18 protein-coding genes are annotated in these 17,917 nt (G+C 59.8%); 8 read left to right on the top strand and 10 right to left on the bottom strand.

The window, feature by feature from the left end; genetic code table 11:
• Nucleotides 1–116 precede the first annotated feature (116 nt).
• The 3 genes from AC5SEM_RS23495 to fdhA all read left to right on the top strand — a co-directional run bounded on the left by AC5SEM_RS23495 (nucleotide 117) and on the right by fdhA (nucleotide 3,232).
• On the top strand, nucleotides 117–749 hold the full coding sequence (locus AC5SEM_RS23495) for a sarcosine oxidase subunit gamma (protein WP_008086919.1): 633 nt from the start codon (nucleotides 117–119) through the stop codon (nucleotides 747–749).
• Between the two features lie 249 nt (nucleotides 750–998).
• Complete coding sequence (gene purU, locus AC5SEM_RS23490) at nucleotides 999–1,856, top strand: formyltetrahydrofolate deformylase (RefSeq protein ID WP_212550107.1); 858 nt, start codon at nucleotides 999–1,001, stop codon at nucleotides 1,854–1,856.
• Nucleotides 1,857–2,032: 176 nt separating this feature from the next.
• Entirely contained in the window at nucleotides 2,033–3,232 is a 1,200-nt protein-coding gene (fdhA, locus tag AC5SEM_RS23485) for a formaldehyde dehydrogenase, glutathione-independent (RefSeq protein WP_038363199.1), read from the top strand.
• A 57-nt stretch (nucleotides 3,233–3,289) separates the two neighbouring features.
• On the opposite strand, the gene AC5SEM_RS23480 is transcribed toward fdhA, so the two are convergent.
• The 3 genes from AC5SEM_RS23480 to AC5SEM_RS23470 form a co-directional block, all read right to left on the bottom strand.
• On the bottom strand, nucleotides 3,290–3,601 hold the full coding sequence (locus AC5SEM_RS23480) for a hypothetical protein (protein WP_259698374.1): 312 nt from the start codon (nucleotides 3,599–3,601) through the stop codon (nucleotides 3,290–3,292).
• A 210-nt stretch (nucleotides 3,602–3,811) separates the two neighbouring features.
• Nucleotides 3,812–4,486, bottom strand: a complete 675-nt coding sequence (locus AC5SEM_RS23475) for an anti-sigma factor (protein WP_495471381.1) — start codon at nucleotides 4,484–4,486, stop codon at nucleotides 3,812–3,814.
• Nucleotides 4,483–5,118, bottom strand: coding sequence for an RNA polymerase sigma factor (locus AC5SEM_RS23470; RefSeq protein ID WP_495471380.1), 636 nt, complete (start codon nucleotides 5,116–5,118; stop codon nucleotides 4,483–4,485). The genes AC5SEM_RS23475 and AC5SEM_RS23470 overlap by 4 nt, the downstream gene beginning before the upstream one ends.
• 150 nt (nucleotides 5,119–5,268) lie before the next feature.
• Between AC5SEM_RS23470 and AC5SEM_RS23465 the strand changes: the two genes are divergently transcribed.
• A complete protein-coding gene (locus AC5SEM_RS23465) occupies nucleotides 5,269–5,826 on the top strand; it encodes a DUF2780 domain-containing protein (RefSeq protein WP_077574816.1) in 558 nt (185 codons plus the stop codon).
• Between the two features lies 1 nt (nucleotide 5,827).
• Here AC5SEM_RS23465 and yihG read toward each other — a convergent pair whose 3' ends face one another.
• Nucleotides 5,828–6,715, bottom strand: coding sequence for a 1-acylglycerol-3-phosphate O-acyltransferase, YihG family (gene yihG / locus AC5SEM_RS23460; RefSeq protein WP_331692766.1), 888 nt, complete (start codon nucleotides 6,713–6,715; stop codon nucleotides 5,828–5,830).
• A gap of 306 nt (nucleotides 6,716–7,021) precedes the next feature.
• On the opposite strand from yihG, the gene rloA2 reads away from it, so the two are divergent.
• From rloA2 to creD, 4 genes are all read left to right on the top strand, one after another.
• Nucleotides 7,022–7,525 (top strand): retropepsin-like aspartic peptidase RloA2, encoded by a 504-nt coding sequence (gene rloA2, locus AC5SEM_RS23455; protein WP_007909997.1) that lies wholly within the window; start codon nucleotides 7,022–7,024, stop codon nucleotides 7,523–7,525.
• 73 nt (nucleotides 7,526–7,598) lie between these two features.
• Nucleotides 7,599–8,279, top strand: coding sequence for a two-component system response regulator CreB (creB, locus tag AC5SEM_RS23450; protein ID WP_077574813.1), 681 nt, complete (start codon nucleotides 7,599–7,601; stop codon nucleotides 8,277–8,279).
• Nucleotides 8,279–9,697: a two-component system sensor histidine kinase CreC gene (gene creC / locus AC5SEM_RS23445; RefSeq protein ID WP_495471379.1), complete on the top strand. Its 1,419-nt coding sequence runs from the start codon at nucleotides 8,279–8,281 to the stop codon at nucleotides 9,695–9,697. Before creB ends, creC begins: the two co-directional genes overlap by 1 nt.
• A gap of 185 nt (nucleotides 9,698–9,882) precedes the next feature.
• Complete coding sequence (creD, locus tag AC5SEM_RS23440) at nucleotides 9,883–11,253, top strand: cell envelope integrity protein CreD (protein WP_495471378.1); 1,371 nt, start codon at nucleotides 9,883–9,885, stop codon at nucleotides 11,251–11,253.
• 208 nt (nucleotides 11,254–11,461) lie between these two features.
• Here the strand turns inward: creD and AC5SEM_RS23435 are convergent, their stop codons facing one another.
• From AC5SEM_RS23435 to AC5SEM_RS23410, 6 genes are all read right to left on the bottom strand, one after another.
• On the bottom strand, nucleotides 11,462–12,091 hold the full coding sequence (locus AC5SEM_RS23435) for a glutathione S-transferase (RefSeq protein WP_495471377.1): 630 nt from the start codon (nucleotides 12,089–12,091) through the stop codon (nucleotides 11,462–11,464).
• Between the two features lie 174 nt (nucleotides 12,092–12,265).
• On the bottom strand, nucleotides 12,266–12,445 hold the full coding sequence (locus AC5SEM_RS23430; RefSeq protein WP_077574808.1) for a hypothetical protein: 180 nt from the start codon (nucleotides 12,443–12,445) through the stop codon (nucleotides 12,266–12,268).
• Nucleotides 12,442–13,572, bottom strand: a complete 1,131-nt coding sequence (locus AC5SEM_RS23425) for a PepSY-associated TM helix domain-containing protein (RefSeq protein ID WP_116028668.1) — start codon at nucleotides 13,570–13,572, stop codon at nucleotides 12,442–12,444. The genes AC5SEM_RS23430 and AC5SEM_RS23425 overlap by 4 nt, the downstream gene beginning before the upstream one ends.
• 74 nt (nucleotides 13,573–13,646) lie before the next feature.
• Nucleotides 13,647–16,070 carry a TonB-dependent siderophore receptor gene (locus tag AC5SEM_RS23420; RefSeq protein ID WP_495471376.1) on the bottom strand — a complete coding sequence of 808 codons (2,424 nt, stop codon included), beginning with the start codon at nucleotides 16,068–16,070 and terminating at the stop codon, nucleotides 13,647–13,649.
• A gap of 208 nt (nucleotides 16,071–16,278) precedes the next feature.
• Nucleotides 16,279–17,253, bottom strand: coding sequence for a FecR domain-containing protein (locus AC5SEM_RS23415; RefSeq protein WP_495471375.1), 975 nt, complete (start codon nucleotides 17,251–17,253; stop codon nucleotides 16,279–16,281).
• Complete coding sequence (locus AC5SEM_RS23410) at nucleotides 17,250–17,726, bottom strand: RNA polymerase sigma factor (RefSeq protein WP_495471374.1); 477 nt, start codon at nucleotides 17,724–17,726, stop codon at nucleotides 17,250–17,252. Before AC5SEM_RS23410 ends, AC5SEM_RS23415 begins: the two co-directional genes overlap by 4 nt.
• Nucleotides 17,727–17,917 lie beyond the last annotated feature (191 nt).

Here is a 17,917-nt window from a genome sequence, read left to right as displayed (position 1 = left end):
CGCGAGCAGGCTCACTCCTACAGGTGATCGCGTACCCCTTGTAGGAGTGAGCCTGCTCGCGATAGCGGTAGATCTGCCTACACAGGGCTCAAGTCAGAATTCAGCAAAGGTGCTTTATGACCACAGCCAATGTTTACCAACAACGCCCGACCACCGGGGCCAAGGCCGAGTCGTCGCTGCACCATGCCGACCTCGCCAGCCTGGTCGGCAAGGGCCGCAAGAACGCCGGCGTGATCGTGCGTGAGAAAAAACTCCTAGGCCACCTGACCATCCGTGGCGACGGCCACGATGCAGCGTTTGCCGCCGGTGTGCACAAAGCCCTGGGTATCGAATTGCCTGGCGCTCTGAGCGTCATCGTCAAAGGTGAAACCAGCCTGCAATGGATGGGCCCGGACGAGTGGCTGCTGATCGTGCCAAGCGGTGAAGAGTTCGCCGCCGAACAGAAACTGCGTGAAGCGCTGGGTGATCTGCACATCGCGATCGTCAACGTCAGCGGCGGCCAGCAAGTGCTCGAACTGAGCGGGCCGAACGTGCGTCAGGTGCTGATGAAGTCGACCAGCTACGACGTGCACCCGAATAATTTCCCGGTGGGTAAAGCGGTCGGCACGGTGTTCGCCAAGTCGCAGCTGATGATTCGCCACACCGCTGAAGACACCTGGGAACTGCTGATTCGTCGAAGCTTCTCGGATTACTGGTGGTTGTGGTTGCAGGATGCTTCGGCTGAGTACGGGTTGAGCGTTCAGGCCTGAAAGATCAAGAGCTACCCCCTCACCTCAGCCCTCTCCCCCAAGGGGGAGAGGGGGAAAGGGAGCTGATCTCGGGCGATTTCAACAGCCGAGTCTGGCTGGCGATAGATTTTCCAGAGCTTGAATTCGGCTCGGTATTTCAGGTCGACGTAACACGAAAGAACACCTCGGTCAGTCCCCTCTCCCTCTGGGAGAGGGCTAGGGTGAGGGAAAAACCTGACACCCCGCACAAAGAACAGGAGTCACCGCACCATGAGCCGCGCCCCAGACACATGGATTCTGACCGCCGACTGCCCCAGCGTCCTCGGCACGGTGGACGCGGTCACGCGTTTTCTGTTCGAGCAGAGCTGCTACGTCACCGAGCACCATTCGTTCGATGACCGCCTCTCCGGGCGCTTCTTCATTCGCGTGGAATTCCGTCAGCCCGACGGCTTCGACGAACAATCCTTCCGTGCCGGTTTAGCCGAACGTGGCCAGGCCTTCGGCATGATCTTCGAGCTGACCGCGCCGAACTACCGGCCAAAAGTGGTGATCATGGTCTCCAAGGCCGATCACTGCCTCAACGACTTGCTCTACCGCCAGCGCATCGGCCAGTTGTCGATGGACGTGGCGGCGGTGGTCTCCAACCATCCGGATTTGAAACCGCTGGCCGACTGGCACCAGATTCCCTACTACCATTTCCCCCTCGACCCCAACGACAAACCGTCGCAGGAGCGTCAGGTGTGGCAGGTGATCGAAGAGTCCGGCGCCGAACTGGTGATCCTCGCCCGCTACATGCAGGTGCTGTCGCCGGAGCTGTGCCGCAAGCTCGATGGCAAGGCGATCAACATTCATCACTCGTTGCTGCCGGGCTTCAAGGGCGCCAAACCGTACCACCAGGCTTACAACAAAGGCGTGAAACTGGTTGGCGCGACGGCGCATTACATCAATAACGACCTCGATGAAGGGCCGATCATTGCCCAGGGCGTCGAGGCGGTGGATCACAGTCATTACCCCGAGGATTTGATCGCCAAGGGGCGCGATATTGAGGGCCTGACGTTGGCGCGGGCGGTTGGGTATCACATTGAGCGGAGGGTGTTTCTCAACGCCAATCGCACGGTCGTTCTTTAGATAGCTATCGCGAGCAGGCTCACTCCTACAAGGGGTACGCATTCCAATGTAGGAGTGAGCCTGCTCGCGATAGGGCCATAACAAACAACGCAAAACCAACAAGCAATAACCCGAGCACTCAACGCGCTGCCTGCCTGGGCAACGCGGTTCCATAAAAACAACAGCGAGGTGAAAGCATGTCTGGCAATCGTGGTGTGGTGTATCTCGGCGCTGGCAAGGTCGAAGTACAGAAAATCGACTATCCGAAAATGCAGGACCCGCGCGGTCGCAAGATCGAGCACGGGGTCATTCTCAAAGTGGTTTCCACCAACATCTGCGGCTCCGACCAGCACATGGTGCGCGGCCGTACCACGGCGCAGACCGGTCTGGTGCTGGGCCACGAGATCACCGGCGAGGTGATCGAAAAAGGCTCCGACGTCGAAAACCTGAAAATCGGCGACCTGGTCTCCGTACCGTTCAACGTCGCGTGCGGGCGCTGCCGTTCCTGCAAAGAGCAACACACCGGCGTCTGCCTGACCGTCAACCCGGCTCGTGCCGGCGGCGCTTACGGTTACGTCGACATGGGCGACTGGACCGGCGGCCAGGCGGAATATGTGCTGGTGCCGTACGCCGACTTCAACCTGCTGAAACTGCCGGATCGCGACAAGGCCATGGAGAAAATCCGCGACCTGACCTGCCTCTCCGACATCCTCCCAACCGGCTACCACGGCGCCGTCACCGCGGGCGTTGGCCCGGGCAGCACCGTTTATATCGCTGGCGCCGGCCCGGTCGGTCTGGCCGCCGCTGCCTCTGCGCGGTTGCTCGGTGCAGCAGTGGTGATCATCGGTGACGTCAACACCATCCGCCTGGCCCACGCCAAGTCCCAGGGTTTTGAAATCGTCGACCTGTCCAAGGACACGCCGCTGCACGAACAGATCGCCGCACTGCTGGGCGAGCCGGAAGTGGATTGCGCGGTGGACTGCGTCGGCTTCGAAGCACGCGGCCACGGCCACGACGGCGTCAAAGCCGAAGCGCCGGCCACCGTACTCAACTCGCTGATGGGCGTAGTGCGTGTGGCCGGCAAGATCGGTATCCCGGGCCTCTACGTCACTGAAGATCCGGGCGCCGTGGATGCCGCCGCGAAAATGGGCAGCCTGAGCATTCGCTTCGGTCTGGGCTGGGCCAAGTCCCACAGCTTCCACACCGGCCAGACCCCGGTGATGAAGTACAACCGCCAACTGATGCAGGCGATCATGTGGGATCGCATCAACATTGCTGAAGTGGTGGGGGTGCAGGTGATCAGTCTGGATCAGGCGCCGGAAGGCTATGGCGAGTTCGATGCGGGCGTGCCGAAGAAGTTTGTGATTGATCCGCATAAGTTGTTTAGTGCGGCGTGAGTTTCTAGCTTTAAAAAGGGCAACCCGGCGGGTTGCCCTTTTTGTTCCTTACTTTTTCTATTCTGCGAACGCGCATTTGCTGGCGTCACCGTCAGACGTTTTACAGTCATCACCTTCCCAGCCGCTTCCGGTGGCTTTGACCGGGGTGCCGTTCCGGTAACCAGCCGAGACGTCAACGTCGTTTTTGCCTTCATACCGGCAGATGACCACCGAATTGGCCGTGTTTTTGTCCTTGATGCGTGCGGACGTGAAGGTGAGATCCTCGGCATTTGTAGGGTGGGTCACCGAGATTGTCGGGCAAGTAGCGGCATAGGCGGTGCTCATCATGGCCAGACTCATCAGGACACCCGTGATAACTTTCAGCTTCATCATTTGTACTCCGTTACATAAGTGGGGGCCGCAATGTTCGCGTGGATGATGATTGTCGCCTACTGTCAGATCTGACAGGTTTATAGTTCGTTTTGAAATATCGATTCGCCTGGTGCGCAACTAAATGGCCTAAAAGATCGCAGCCTTCGGCAACTCCTACACCAATCCATGTAGGAGCTGCCGAAGGCTGCGATCTTTTGATCCTGGCAATTAGAGGGCTGCCAAAGCACCCTGATACAGAACCGGTCCAGTCGGCTGCCCGGTCGGCGAACCACCTTTAGGCTCAAGACTGACCGCCAGCGCAATCGGTTTACCGATCAACGCTTTCTGCGCCTCGTTCAACTCAACCTTGCCTTTGCCCCCCGCCGGAATGACCCCAAGCGAGATCGGTTTGCCGTCAGCCGGAATCGCCCACAGTTCCAGACTACGATCCGCATCAACCGCCGCCAGTGTCAACGGCTCGACCTGCAGATAATCCGCATGCGCCTCGACCTTCAGCGCCGGTTGCGCATCGGCGGTCAGCAGGGTGGCGTGGTAGCGGGCGTCGTCGCGGTTGTACAGCGAGCCGAGGAAGACCAGCACCACGATCGAGCACAGCGCAGCGGTGACGCGCAGCCAGTTCCAGAACGGCCGTTTCTCAGGCACATGCAGCACTTGCGGTTCGATTCGCGCGGTGATGCCTTGCCAGACGCGGTCAGGCACTGGATGTTCCGGCAGCGATTCAGTTAAAGAGCTCAGGCTTTCCTGCCATTGCGCAAGTTCAGCCCTTAATGCCGCGTCATCCAGCAGCAACTGTTCAAACCGCCGCCGCGCAGGCGCAGGCATCAGGCCAATCGCGTAATCGGCAGCCAGCGCGCGGCGCAGGGCAGGGGTCTGGTAGTTCATGATTCAAGGCACCGACGCAGACGTTCCAGGCCACGGCGGATCCACGATTTCACCGTTCCCAGTGGCGTGGCCAGGTGTTCGGCGAGTTCCGTGCACGACAATCCCTGAAAGTACGCCACAGTGATCGACTGGCGCTGCATGCTGTCGAGGGTTTCGAGGCAACGGTTCAACGCATGGGCCTCACGGGCGCTGTTCAGTTGGTCGTGAGCCGAGGGGCTTTCGTCCGGCAGCGCGTCCTGTTCCAGATCGGTCAATGGCCGGTCACGATGTTTGCGCAACTGATCGATAGCCTGATTGCGGGTGATGTTGATCATCCAGGTCAGCGGCGCCGACAGGTGCGCTTCGTAGCGCGAGGCGTTGTTCCAGATGCGCACGAAACTTTCCTGCAGCACTTCCTCGGCCAGATCAGTGCGGCCCATAAAACGTAGGGCCACGCCATGCAGACGCGGGCCGACGCTGCGATAGAGCGTTTCGAAGGCGCGACGATCACCCAGTGAACACTGGGCCAACAGCTGTCGCAGCTGATCGGTGTCGGCGATGGCAATGACGACTCTCCAGGCAAAGGTCGAGCGACGAGGGCTGGGCTCGGACTGTTCACAGGCTAGTTCAGCGACAGCGGTTGTGCCATTCATCGCGAAGGTGTCCGGGATTTCACGTTTTATATACGCAGGCCGAACGAAAATGGATGCGCCGCGCCGGAACATGCCGGCGGATACCCGGTCAAACCGGCAGTTTCACTGCCCGTTCAACGGGTGGTTTTCACAGCGCAAGAGGATGTCTGAATGAAGATTTCACGCGGTATTGCCTTGGCTTCACTGATGACCCTTGCGGCCAGCCCGGTATTTGCTGGTTTCAGCCTCGACGACGTGACCAAGGCTGCTGCCAGCATGCAGGGCGGCAACGCGGCCACCGCTGCGGCTCCGACCTCGGAAACCGCCGGTCTGCTGCAAGCCGTCACCGGTCTGGGTGTGACGCCGCAGCAAGCCGTCGGCGGCACCAGCGCCATGCTGGGCCTGGCCAAGAACCAGTTGAGCAGCACCGATTATTCACAGTTGGCCAAAGAAGTGCCGGGCATCGACAAACTGTCGGGCGGTAGCGGCAACCTGGCGGCGTTGAGCGGGTTGCTCGGTCAGTCCGGCAAATCCGCCGGTCTGGAGAACGCACTGGGCAACGTCAAGGACACCAATGACCTGAACAACGCCTTCGGTGCGCTGGGCATGGACAGCGGCATGGTTGGCCAGTTTGCTCCGGTGCTGCTCAAGTATCTGGGTGATCAAGGCGTCGGCGGCCCGCTGCTGCAAAGCCTGGGCAGCATCTGGGGCGCCGGCACCGGTAGCTGATTCAGCCGCGCTCGCTGCGCAGTTCGGCGATGCGCTGATCTTTCTCGTTCCAGAGCTGGTTGACCCAGCTCTGGACCTTCTCGCGAAACGCCGGATCATTCTCGTAATCACCTTGCCACAGCGCCGGGTCGAGTTCGCGGGTCTTGATGTCGATGATCACGCGCGGCACGTTGCCGCTGATCAAATCCCAGAACCCGGGGATTTTCGCCTGTGGATAAACTACCGTCACATCGAGAATCGCATCCAGTTGTTCACCCATCGCCGCCAGGACAAACGCCACGCCGCCGGCCTTGGGCTTGAGCAGGTGGTTGAACGGTGATTGCTGCTGCGCGCTTTTCGCGGCGGTGTAGCGCGTGCCTTCCAGATAATTGACCACGGTCACCGGCTGACGCTTGAACAGCTCGCAGGCCTGCTTGGTGATTTCCAGATCCTTGCCGGCCAGTTCCGGATGCTTGGCCAGAAAGGCCTTGGTGTAGCGCTTCATGAACGGGTAATCCAGCGCCCACCACGCCAGCCCCAGAAACGGCACCCAGATCAGTTCTTTCTTGAGGAAGAATTTGAAGAACGGCGTGCGCCGGTTCAGCGTCTGGATCAGCGCCGGAATATCGACCCACGACTGGTGGTTGCTGACCACCAGATACGAAGTGTCACCGCGCAAATCTTCGCCACCGCGAATGTCCCACTGGGTGGGAATGCACAGGCGGAAAATCAGCTTGTCGATTTCCGCCCAGGTCTCGGCGATCCACATCACCGCCCCCGACGCGTAATCGCGCCAGCGGCCTGGTGCGACCAGTTTGAGCAGGGCAAACACCAGCAACGGCCCGATCAGGATCAGGGTGTTGAGCAACAGTAGCAGGGTGACGAAACAGCCGGTGAGCAGGCGGCGCATAAGCAACTCTTTGCAAACGGATGGGCGCGCCATGATAAGCAGCTTCGCGCGACAGGCCAAATCGGTGGTGACGAATGTTTCACTTTTGGGCCGGTATGCTTTGCTCAAGCGTTGTGTTGAATGTGCTGGCCTCTTCGCGAGCAGGCTCGCTCCCACACTGGATTCAGGTGTATTAAAAATGTCTGCTCAGCACAAAACCCTGTGGGAGCGAGCCTGCTCGCGAAAGCGATTTCAAGGCGAACGAATGCCTCAATGGGTGTCTAAAATCCCAGTCTGCCGCCCTCAATTTCCAAGGAAGCCCCTTACGTGAAATCCCTCCTTGCACTGTTTGCCCTCGTCGCCCTGCCGGTCATGGCCGCCGAGCCGACCCTGTACGGGCGCTATGAATACATCGCACTGCCGGAAATCGGCGGTGAAGTGCTCAAGGCCAAGATGGACACTGGCGCGCTAACCGCCTCGCTGTCGGCCAAGGACATCGAAACCTTCACCCGTGATGGCGATGAATGGGTACGGTTCCGCCTCGGCACCAAGGACGCCAGTAACAAGGTCTACGAACACAAGGTCGCGCGCATCAGCAAGATCAAGAGCCGTTCGGATGAAGAGGACGAGGGCGAAAGCACCGAAGTCGCCAAACGCCCGGTGGTCGATCTGGAGCTGTGCCTGGGTAACGTCAAGCGTACCGTCGAGGTCAACCTGACCGACCGCAGCAACTTCAATTATCCGCTGCTGATCGGTGCCAAGGCCTTGCGCGAATTTGGCGCAGCAGTGAACCCGGCTCGGCGCTTTACTGCCGACAAACCGGACTGCTGAACCAAGTGGTCTCATTGACGTAACGCCAGGCTTGGGGCACCGTTCGCGCACTTAACCCACGGGCTCGGACGCCATGCCTCATATCCTGATTGTCGAAGACGAAGCGGCGATTGCCGACACGCTGATTTTCGCCCTGCAAGGCGAGGGCTTCAGCACCACGTGGCTGAGCCTCGGCGCGGCGGCGCTGGAGCATCAGCGGCAAACGCCGGCCGATCTGATCATCCTCGACATCGGCCTGCCGGACATCAGCGGCTTCGAGACCTGCAAGCAGTTGCGGCGTTTCAGCGAAGTGCCGGTGCTGTTCCTCAGCGCCCGGGATGCCGAGATTGATCGCGTGGTGGGCCTGGAAATTGGTGCCGACGACTACGTGGTCAAGCCGTTCAGCCCTCGAGAGGTGGCGGCGCGGGTCAAGGCCATCCTCAAACGCATGGCGCCGCGTCCTGTGATTGAAGCCAGTTCAGCGCTGTTTCGTATCGATCCGGAGCGGATTCAAATCCTTTATCGCGGCCAGACCCTGAGCCTGACCCGCCACGAATTCCGCTTGCTGCAATGCCTGCTCGAACAACCCGAGCGGGTGTTCAGTCGCGAACAACTGCTTGATGCGTTGGGCGTGGCGGCCGACGCCGGTTATGAACGCAGCATCGACAGCCACATCAAAAGCGTGCGCGCCAAATTGCGTCTGGTGCGCGCCGACGCCGAGCCGATCCAGACCCATCGCGGCCTCGGTTACAGCTACAGCCCGGGGCACAGCTGATGTCGCTGGGGCTGCGGATCTTTCTGGTGTATGTGCTGTTTGTCGGCCTCACCGGTTATTTCGTGCTCAACACGGTGATGGAAGAAATCCGCCCCGGCGTGCGTCAGTCCACCGAAGAAACCCTGGTCGACACCGCCAACCTGATGGCGGAAATCCTCCGTGACGATTTCAAGGCTGGCACCCTTAGCGAGAACCGCTGGCCGGAGTTGCTGCGCGCGTATGGTGATCGTCAGCCGCAAGCGACGATCTGGGGCTTGCCGAAAAATCAGGTCAACCACCGCATTTACGTCACCGACGCCAAGGGCATCGTGGTGCTCGATTCCAGTGGCGTGGCCGTGGGGCAGGACTACTCGCGCTGGAACGACGTCTACCTGACCTTGCGTGGCGAGTACGGTGCGCGCTCCAGTCGCAGCGATCCGGATGACCCAGCATCTTCAGTCATGCACGTCGGCGCGCCGATCCGCGACAACGGGCAGATTATCGGCGTGGTCACCGTGGCCAAACCCAACAGCTCATTGCAGCCTTATGTGGATCGTACCGAACGGCGTCTGCTGTTTTACGGCGCGGGTTTGATCGGCCTCGGTCTGCTCTTTGGTGCCTTGCTGTCGTGGTGGCTGAGCCGCGCACTGCACCGTTTGACCGGTTATGCACAAGCGGTGAGCGAAGGGCGGCGGGTGGAAGTGCCGCACTATCGCGGCGGTGAGCTGGAGCAACTGGCCACAGCGGTTGAGCAGATGCGCACACAGCTGGAGGGCAAGGCGTACGTTGAGCGCTACGTGCATACGTTGACCCATGAACTGAAAAGTCCGCTGGCGGCGATTCGTGGCGCCGCGGAGTTGCTGCAAGGTGAAATGCCGCCGGTTCAACGTCTGCGCTTTATCGGCAACATCGACAGCGAAAGTGCGCGGATGCAGCAGTTGATCGAACGGTTGTTGAATCTGGCGCAGGTGGAGCAACGTCAGGGCCTGGAGGAACGGGTCGCGGTGCCGTTAACGGTCTTGGTCGATGAGTTATTGCAAGGTCAAGCGGCGCGGATCGAGGGCAAGCAATTGCGCATCGAGCAGACGATTGCGGCGGATCTGCTGCTGATTGGCGAGCCGTTTCTGTTGCGTCAGGCGTTGGGCAATCTGCTGGAAAACGCACTGGATTTCACCCCGGTTGAGGGGCTGCTGCGGTTCAGTGCCGAGCGGGTTGGCGAGCAGATCGAATTTCGATTGTTCAATGAAACGGCGCCGATTCCTGACTACGCTTTGCCGCGTCTGACCGAGCGCTTCTACTCGTTGCCGCGCCCGGACAGTGGGCGAAAAAGCACGGGGTTGGGGCTTAACTTCGTTGAAGAAGTGGTCAAGTTGCATGGTGGATCTATGCAGATTCGCAATGTCGAACGCGGAGTGGAAGTGACATTGCGCTTGCCTTGATACCGAGGCGCGGCCTTCGCGAGCAGGCTCGCTCCCACAGGGGATTTGTGAACGGCACAGATCCAATGTGGGAGCGAGCCTGCTCGCGAAGGGGCCAGTGAAGTCTCCACACAATCTCCATATTCCCCCCACATTCCCCTCATACAGCACCACCAGACTTTCCCCATCCAAACAGGGAGAGTCCCATGAACAAGAATCTGACGATAAAGCTCGGCGCCATCGCCGTGCTGATCCTGCTGTTGCTGATCCCGCTGCTGATGATCGACGGCGTCATCGACGAGCGCCAACAGTTGCGTGATGGCGTGCTCGAAGACATCGCCCGCAGTTCCAGCTCCAGCCAGCAACTGAGCGGCCCGGTGATGGTGGTGCCGTATCGCAAAGTGATTCACAACTGGAAAACCAACGACAAGACCAACCAGCGTTACGACGAGCCGAGCGAAGAGCGCGGTCGTTTGTACTTCCTGCCGGAGCGTTTCGAACTCGACGGCCAAGTGCAAACCGAACTGCGTGCGCGGGGCATTTATGAGGCGCGGCTGTTCCACGCCGATAACCGCATCAACGGCCATTTCTCATTGCCGGCGCAGTTGGGCATCAAGGAAGACTTCACCGATTACCAGTTCGATGCGCCGTTTCTCGCTGTCGGTATCAGCGACATTCGCGGTATCGAAAATGCGCTGAAACTGGAACTTGATGGTCAGCGTCTGGACTTCGTGCCAGGCACTCAAGTCGGCTGGCTTGGTGAAGGCGTGCGAGTGACGTTGCCGCTGCTCGACACCAGCAAAGCCACGGAACTTGGCTTTGGCTTCGATTTGCGCCTGCAGGGCACCGGCTCGTTGCAAGTGCTGCCGGTGGGCAAGACCAGCAGTGTCAGCCTCACGGCCAACTGGCCACACCCGAGTTTTGTCGGCAATTTCCTGCCGGCCAAGCGTGAGATCAACGATCAGGGTTTCAGCGCCGATTGGCAGACCACGTTTTTCTCCACCAACCTGCAAGACGCCATGAGCCGTTGCGTGAGCGGCAATGATTGCGAGGCGTTCAATGGTCGCAGCTTCGGTGTGAGTTTCATCGACCCGGTGGATCAGTACCTGAAGAGCGACCGGGCGATCAAATACGCGCTGCTGTTCATCGTGCTGACGTTCGCCGGTTTCTTCCTGTTCGAAGTGCTCAAGAGTCTTGCTGTGCACCCGGTGCAATACGCGCTGGTCGGTGTGGCGCTGGCGTTCTTTTATCTGTTGCTGCTGTCGTTATCGGAGCACATTGGTTTTGCCCCGGCGTATTTGTTGTCGGCCAGTGCTTGTGTGCTGTTGATCGGGTTTTATGTCTGCCACGTGTTGCGCAGTGTGCGCCATGGTTTGAGTTTTTCGGCGGGATTGGCGGCCCTGTACGGCCTGCTCTATGGCTTGCTGAGCGCCGAGGATTACGCGTTGTTGATGGGCTCGCTGTTGCTGTTTGGCTTGCTCGGCGTGTTTATGGTGCTGACGCGCAAACTGGATTGGTACGGGATCGGGCAGAAGCCGGCCAAGCCGTTGGAGTTTGATGTGGGGGCGATGCAATGAGCCGGTCGCTGGGATTGCGTGAGGATCAGTGCTGGAAGGATGAGTTGGTGACGCGGATTATCGGGTTTTTGCCTGTGGAACCGAGGTGGTGCATTCGCGAGCAGGCTCGCTCCCACAGGATTTGTGCTGAAACAGAGTTCTCTGCCACTCCCAAAACCAATGTGGGAGCGAGCCTGCTCGCGAAGAGGCCGGAACAGGCGCCGCCGATTTAAGGCTTGGGCATCGTGGCGATCATGGACGGTCGCTGACTCACTTCAAAGAACCAGTTGGCCAGTTGCGGATTGGCCTCACGCCAGCCCAGATCCGGGAAACGCAGGTCGAGGTAACCCAGTGCACATGCCACGCTGATCGCTGCCACATCGAAATGGCTGGTCAGCTCGGCAATCGCATCCTTTTCCAGTACAGCGAGGGCACGGCGGATCTTGTCGCGCTGAGCCTCGAGCCATTCGTCCCAATGCTTTTCCGGAGCACGCAGGACCATTTCATAACGCACCATCACCGACGCATCCATGATCCCGTCGGCCATCGAGGCCAGGGTCAGACGCCGCCAGCGCGCCGAACCTTCGCGCGGGATCCGCGGGTTGCCGACGTGCTGCTGGTCGAGGTATTCGAGGATCACACGGCTGTCATGGATGACATTGCCGTCGGCCAGACGCAGGGCGGGAATCTTGCCCAGCGGGTTGTCGAGATTGAGCTCGGTGCTCGGACTGACCGGGCTGAGTACGCAGTCTTGCAAGGCGACGCGATCCTGCTGGCCGGTTTCGTGCAGCAACACCATCACTTTGCGCACGAACGGGGAGAGCGTGTTGTGGTACAGGGTCATGCTGGGGGCGGACATTGGCAGGGTCTCGATCAGAACGATGAGGGAGCAGCATAGCGCGTAACGCCACGTCCTCAAGCCCAGTGCAAAACCAATGTGGGAGCGAGCCTGCTCGCGAAGGCGTCGGTACAGTCAACATTGGTGTTGAATGTCAGAGCGCTTTCGCGAGCAGGCTCGCTCCCACAGGTTTCTTTAGCTTCGCTGCAGCAATCCTCTTATGGCCAGAAATGCCGGCACGCCCAACCCGACCCAGCTCAACGCATCCCAAATCCCATCCCCAAGCAACGCCGCAAACAACCCCGCTGCACTGAGCAACGCAATCACGATCGGCGTGCTGAATACCTTCCAGAAATTCGACTGACGTGGCTTCATGCAGACGCCTCCGCCGTTTCCAGCACAGGCTTGGCCGCTCTGCGCCGCACCACCCACAAATACACGCCACTGCCGAGCACAATGATCGTCAGCACATCAAGCGTGGCCCAGAGGATTTTCATTGGCATGCCGCCGTAGTCACCGAAGTGCAGCGGTTGCGACATGCCCATGGCGTCCATGTACCACGGCCGTTCGGCCACGGCGGTGACCTGCAGCGTGGTGGCATCGATCAGCACCGGCGTCAGCAGATGCGAGGTCAGGTGCGTACCGCCCTTCATGAACACCGAGTAGTGGTGTTCGCTGGAAAACCGTGTGCCGGGGAAGGCAATGAAATCCGCTTTCATGTCCGGTGCCACTTCGGCGGCGATATCGAGCAAACCCGTGGCCGGCGCCAGGTGGGTCAGCGGTGGCGCATCGCGGTAGGGTTCGATCAGCGCAGTCAGTGCATCGTTGCGCCAAGCAGCGATCAACAGGTCTGCGCAAGCGCTGATCACGCCAGTCACGCCGACCACCAGCGCCCAGGTCAGGGTGACAACGCCGATCAGGTTATGCAGGTCGAGCCAGCGCAACCTTGTGGATTTGTCCTGACGCACCGTGCCGAACTTCAAGCGGCGCATGAACGGCAAATACAGCACCGTCCCGGATACGATGGCCACGACAAACAGCAGCCCCATGAACGCCAGCAACAACTTGCCCGGCAATCCGGCAAACATGTCGACGTGCAGGCGCAGGATGAACAGCATCAAGCCGCCGTTGGCCGACGGCGTTTCCAGCGCTTCACCGGTACGCGCATCGAGCATGAAGGTGTGCGACGAATTCGGCTCGGTGCCGGCGGTTTTCGCCATGATCGTCAGCACGGCATTCGGCTCATCGTCATCGAAACCGAAGTACTGCACGACTTCGTCGGGGCGATGCTTTTCGGCAGCCTCGACCAGTTGCGCCAGATTCAGCCGTGGCGTGTCCGCCGGCATCTCGCGCACTTCGGGTGCGTCGCCGAGCAGGTGCTCAATCTCGTGATGGAAAATCAGTGGCAAACCGGTCAGTGCCAGCAGCAACAAAAACACGGTGCAAATCAGGCTGGTCCAGGTGTGGATGAACGACCAGCGACGAATTGTTTTACTTTTCATTTCATGACCTTCAAAAACACCAAAGCCGTCCACGAGGGACGGCCTGGTCACAGGGCCTGTTTCAGCTCAATCGCTTACCACTTGTAAGTGGCGCTGGCGACGACACTGCGCTGGTCGCCGTAGTAGCAGTTGTAGCTGTCGCAGGTGGAAATGTAATCCTTGTCGAACAGGTTGGTCGCGTTGAGTGCCAGCGACGCGCCTTTGAGGCTGTTGTCCAAACGGCCGAGGTCGTAATGCACGGAGGCATCGAACACGGTGTAGGCATCCGCTTTGCCCAGCCAGGTATTGGCTTGATCGCCGTAGGTGTTGCCAGTGTAACGAACACCGCCGCCGACGCCGAAACCATCGAGCATACCGGCATGCCATGTGTAATCAGTCCACAACGACGCTTGCTGGTTAGGCATCAATTGAAGACGATTACCTTTGAAGTCACCTTTTTGCACTTCGGACTTGGCCAACGTGTAGGCAGCGATTACTTTCAGATTGTCTGTGAGGTCGGATGTAGCTTCCAGCTCCAAGCCTTTTACTTTCACCTCACCAGTCTGGCTGGTGATTGGCGTATTACCGACGGTAGTGGTGACCGCGACATTTTTCTGTGTCAGGTCATACACCGCAGCAGTCAACAGGGTTTTGCTGCCTGGCGGCTGGTATTTGACGCCCATTTCCCACTGCTTGCCTTCGGTCGGTTTGAGCGAACCCGTGGCGCTGGCGTCCGCGCCGGCGGTGGTCTGGAAGGATTCAGCGTACGAAAGGTAAGGTACGAAGCCCGAATCGAACACATAGCTGATGGCCGCGTTGCCGCTGAAGTGCTTGTCGCGATCGGTGTTTGTTGCATCAGTTTTGTTGAAGAGGGTGCTGGTATGAACCCAGTCTTCACGGCCGCCTAGCGTCAGGCGCCACTGGTCGAGGGCCATTTGATCCTGCACGTATAGGCCGGTCTGGTTGGTCTTTTGGTTGTAGTCCAGATAAGCCGCCGAGCGATCCGGGCGGATGATGGGTTGGCCATAGATCGGATTGTTGACGTTGGTTTTTAAACCGTCGCCATAGATGGAGAGAAAGTTAGCGTTATTTCGCTGGTGATCCAGACCCAATAACAAGGTGTGGCGAACGTCACCAGTGGCGAAATCGGCCTGGAAGTTGTTGTCTACGGCGAACTGGCTGATGTCTTCGTCGACAGAGGTGCTAGTACGGCCAACGTTGCCTTCGGCATCAACCGGGTTGAACGCGTAGGCGCCAACTGTCAAAGCCTGGAAGGAAAGATCGGATTTGGTGTATCGCAGGTTTTGCTTGAACTGCCACACATCGTTCAGGCGGGTTTCAAATGCATACCCCAATGCGTAGTAGGTGCGATCGTAGTATTCCCAGTCTGGGTCGCCAAGATTTTTGTGGTGGGAAATATCACCGAACGGCGATTTGATTTTGGTGCCCTGAATCGGCAGGAACTGGCTGGTGATGCCGGTATCGTCGCGGGTGAACTGACTCAAAAAGGTGAGTTTAGTGTCCTCGTCGATGTTCCAGGTCAAGCTTGGCGCAATGTTGTAACGCTTGTTCTCAATATGATCAATCTGCGTGTCGCTGTCGCGCACCACACCGCTGAGGCCATAGAGAAACTGGCCGGCGTCATCGATCTTGCCGGTGCTGGCGAAGTTGATCTGGCGATGGTTGTCGCTACCGTACTGCAACTGGATTTCGCTGCTGGCTTCGGCGCTTGGGCGACGGCTGACCATGTCCAGCAGGCCGCCCGGCGGGGTCTGGCCGTAAACCGAAGAGGCTGGGCCGCGCAGCAGGGCGAGGCGGTCGAGGTTCCAGGTTTCCTGTTTCGGGTTGGCGTAAACGCCTTTCGGCAGGGGCAGGCCGTCGAGGAACTGGGTCGGTTCGAAACCACGCACACGCAGCCAGTCGGCGCGGGTGTCGCTGCCGTAGCTGCTGGCGGTGATGCCTGGCATGTAGCGCACAGCGTCGTCGAGACTGTGCACGCTGCGGTCGTCCATTTGCTGGCGGGTAGCGACGGAGATCGAACGCGGTGCCTCGACCAGTGCGGTGTCGGTCTTGGTGCCGGCGGCGGTGCGGGTGGCGGTGTAGCCTTCGACCGGGCCCCAGGCGCTTTCCAGGTTTTCTACGCCGATGACGGAAGTTTCCGGCAGGGCCAACGTCCCTTCAGGCACGGCGACCAGACTGTAGGTGCCGCTGCTGCTTTGTTCCAGTTGCAGACCGGTGCCACGCAGCGCCGCGCGCAACGCACCAGCCGCGTCGTACTGGCCGTTGACCGGTGCCGAAGTCTTGCCCGCCGCCAGCGACGGATTCAGCGACAGCGCGATGCCGCCCTGGCTGGCGATCTGGTTCAGGGTGGTCGACAGTGGCGCCGCCGGCAGGTTGTAGGCGCGCACGCTGGACGCTTGTTCAGCGGCGAGCAACGGACTGCTGATCAGCGGTGCGCTGAGCGCGATGGCGACGGCCAGCAGACTGGGGCGCAACAAGGTGTCTAGCGAACGGGACATACGGCGGCTCCTGAATGGAAATATTTCTCAATTGCCTGTGTGCCGGATGAAAAGCAGAAAGTGATAGGGCTGGATGAAAATAATTTTTATTAGCTGGAAATAGTGTTGCCGCGGATGACGCCTTCGCGAGCAGGCTCGCTCCCACATTTGGAATACATTCTCCTGTGGGAGCGAGCCTGCTCGCGAAAGCGATGGTTCTACCAGCCCACTACTCAGGCTTGATATCAGCCTTCGCGACTGTGACCCAATACGGCGTATGCCGCTCGATCTGCACCGGCAAAGTCGGCAGCAATGCGCTCAAGGCTTTATCGGTGTCATGCAGCGGGAAGCTGCCGGTAATCCGTAAATCCGCCACGTCCGGCGCCACGCCCAGATGCCCGCGACGATAACGCCCGAGCTCATGCACCAGATCGCCGAGTCGCGCGTTATCCACCACCAACATGCCGCGCGTCCATGCGTCGGCACCGGGGGTGAGCGCGACAATCGAGCCTAACCCGTCACTGCGCAGCAGCACTTGCTGGCCTTCATGGAGAATGTGTTCTTCAGGATTGGATTGCGGGTGCGCCGCCACCGCCGACTGCAATACGCTCAGACGCGTGCCTTCGTCTTCACGCTTGACCAGAAACCGCGTACCCAGGGCACGCATGCTGCCTTCGCGGGTTTCGACGATAAAGGGCCGTGCATCGCCATGACCGGTCTCGACGAGAATTTCGCCTTCCTGCAATACGATCAGTCGGCGCTTCTCATCGAACCGCACATCCACCGCACTGTGGGTATTGAGATTCAGCACAGTGCCGTCCGCCAGGCGCACGGTGCGCTGTTCGCCCGTAGCAGTGCGTTGATCGGCGAGCCAGTAATCCAGCGGCATGAACCGTTCGCTGGCGAACAGCCCCAGACCAACAAGCACCACAACGCTGGCCAGTCCACTGCCAAGCTTGCGCACGCGCCGGCGAATGCCTTCGCGCGACTGTAGCAAGGCACTGCGTGCCGGGCCTTTAGCCACACTGAAACGCTGATCGAGCATGCCCAGTTGCCGCCACGCGCGGGCGTGTTCTTCATGGGCCGCGTGCCATTTGGCGAACTCTTCTCGCTCCAGCGGACTACTCGAGTCGAGGGTCAGTTGCCAGGCAATCGCCGCGTCCAGCACATGCGCCGGCACCGGTCTGGAACTGGCCGGACTCATGTCGGTTCCCCGTACAGGGCGATGTAGCACTGCCGAATGCCTTGCGCCAGATATTGCCGAACGCGCGGCACCGAGACGCCGAGCTTCCCGGCGATCTCGGCATGGCTGAGACCATCGAGGCGGTTATAAAGGAAAGCGGCACGGGCCTTGGTCGACAGTTTGCCGAGCAAGCGGTCGATGGCTTTAAGGTCTTCGAGGATCATTTGCTGTTCTTCCACCGACGGTTGCTCGCCTTCGGGGATCAGCATCAGTTCGGTGAGGTAGGCCTGTTCCAGCGCCGCGCGACGGAAGTAGTCAAACAGCAGTCCTTTGGCGATCGCCACCAGAAAGGCCCGCGGCTCGCGCGGTGTCAGCAGGGTTTCGCGACCGAGGAGACGGACGAAGGTGTCCTGGCTCAGGTCCTCGGCGCGTTGTGGACACGTCACATTGCGTCGCAGCCATGCCAGCAGCCAACCACGATGGTCGCGATACATCGCACCGACGAGCTCACTGTTAGGGCTTGGGACTGACGACACCGGACATCACCGATTGGGAAATGTTAACTAACGCGAATTGTTCGCGATTGTGGCAGAGGTGGGAATGGTTAGCAATTGGCCACTGGTCAGGTGGGCGGTTAAAGGCAGACCCTCACCCTAGCCCTCTCCCAGAGGGAGAGGGGACCGAT

Source organism: Pseudomonas sp. CH61 (assembly GCF_059429415.1).
The sequence above is the reverse complement of the archived record's forward strand: the minus strand, read 5'-3'. Positions and strand labels throughout refer to the sequence as shown.

Coding starts and splice junctions, on each gene's coding strand:
- AC5SEM_RS23470 (WP_495471380.1), bottom strand. CDS start 5,118: ATGAATGGCACAACCGCTGTCGCTGAACTAGCCTGTGAACAGTCCGAG.
- AC5SEM_RS23415 (WP_495471375.1), bottom strand. CDS start 17,253: ATGAGTCCGGCCAGTTCCAGACCGGTGCCGGCGCATGTGCTGGACGCG.
- fdhA (WP_038363199.1), top strand. CDS start 2,033: ATGTCTGGCAATCGTGGTGTGGTGTATCTCGGCGCTGGCAAGGTCGAA.
- AC5SEM_RS23495 (WP_008086919.1), top strand. CDS start 117: ATGACCACAGCCAATGTTTACCAACAACGCCCGACCACCGGGGCCAAG.
- AC5SEM_RS23420 (WP_495471376.1), bottom strand. CDS start 16,070: ATGTCCCGTTCGCTAGACACCTTGTTGCGCCCCAGTCTGCTGGCCGTC.
- AC5SEM_RS23465 (WP_077574816.1), top strand. CDS start 5,269: ATGAAGATTTCACGCGGTATTGCCTTGGCTTCACTGATGACCCTTGCG.
- AC5SEM_RS23430 (WP_077574808.1), bottom strand. CDS start 12,445: ATGAAGCCACGTCAGTCGAATTTCTGGAAGGTATTCAGCACGCCGATC.
- AC5SEM_RS23425 (WP_116028668.1), bottom strand. CDS start 13,572: ATGAAAAGTAAAACAATTCGTCGCTGGTCGTTCATCCACACCTGGACC.
- creD (WP_495471378.1), top strand. CDS start 9,883: ATGAACAAGAATCTGACGATAAAGCTCGGCGCCATCGCCGTGCTGATC.
- creB (WP_077574813.1), top strand. CDS start 7,599: ATGCCTCATATCCTGATTGTCGAAGACGAAGCGGCGATTGCCGACACG.
- AC5SEM_RS23475 (WP_495471381.1), bottom strand. CDS start 4,486: ATGAACTACCAGACCCCTGCCCTGCGCCGCGCGCTGGCTGCCGATTAC.
- AC5SEM_RS23410 (WP_495471374.1), bottom strand. CDS start 17,726: ATGTATCGCGACCATCGTGGTTGGCTGCTGGCATGGCTGCGACGCAAT.
- AC5SEM_RS23480 (WP_259698374.1), bottom strand. CDS start 3,601: ATGAAGCTGAAAGTTATCACGGGTGTCCTGATGAGTCTGGCCATGATG.
- purU (WP_212550107.1), top strand. CDS start 999: ATGAGCCGCGCCCCAGACACATGGATTCTGACCGCCGACTGCCCCAGC.
- creC (WP_495471379.1), top strand. CDS start 8,279: ATGTCGCTGGGGCTGCGGATCTTTCTGGTGTATGTGCTGTTTGTCGGC.
- AC5SEM_RS23435 (WP_495471377.1), bottom strand. CDS start 12,091: ATGTCCGCCCCCAGCATGACCCTGTACCACAACACGCTCTCCCCGTTC.
- yihG (WP_331692766.1), bottom strand. CDS start 6,715: ATGCGCCGCCTGCTCACCGGCTGTTTCGTCACCCTGCTACTGTTGCTC.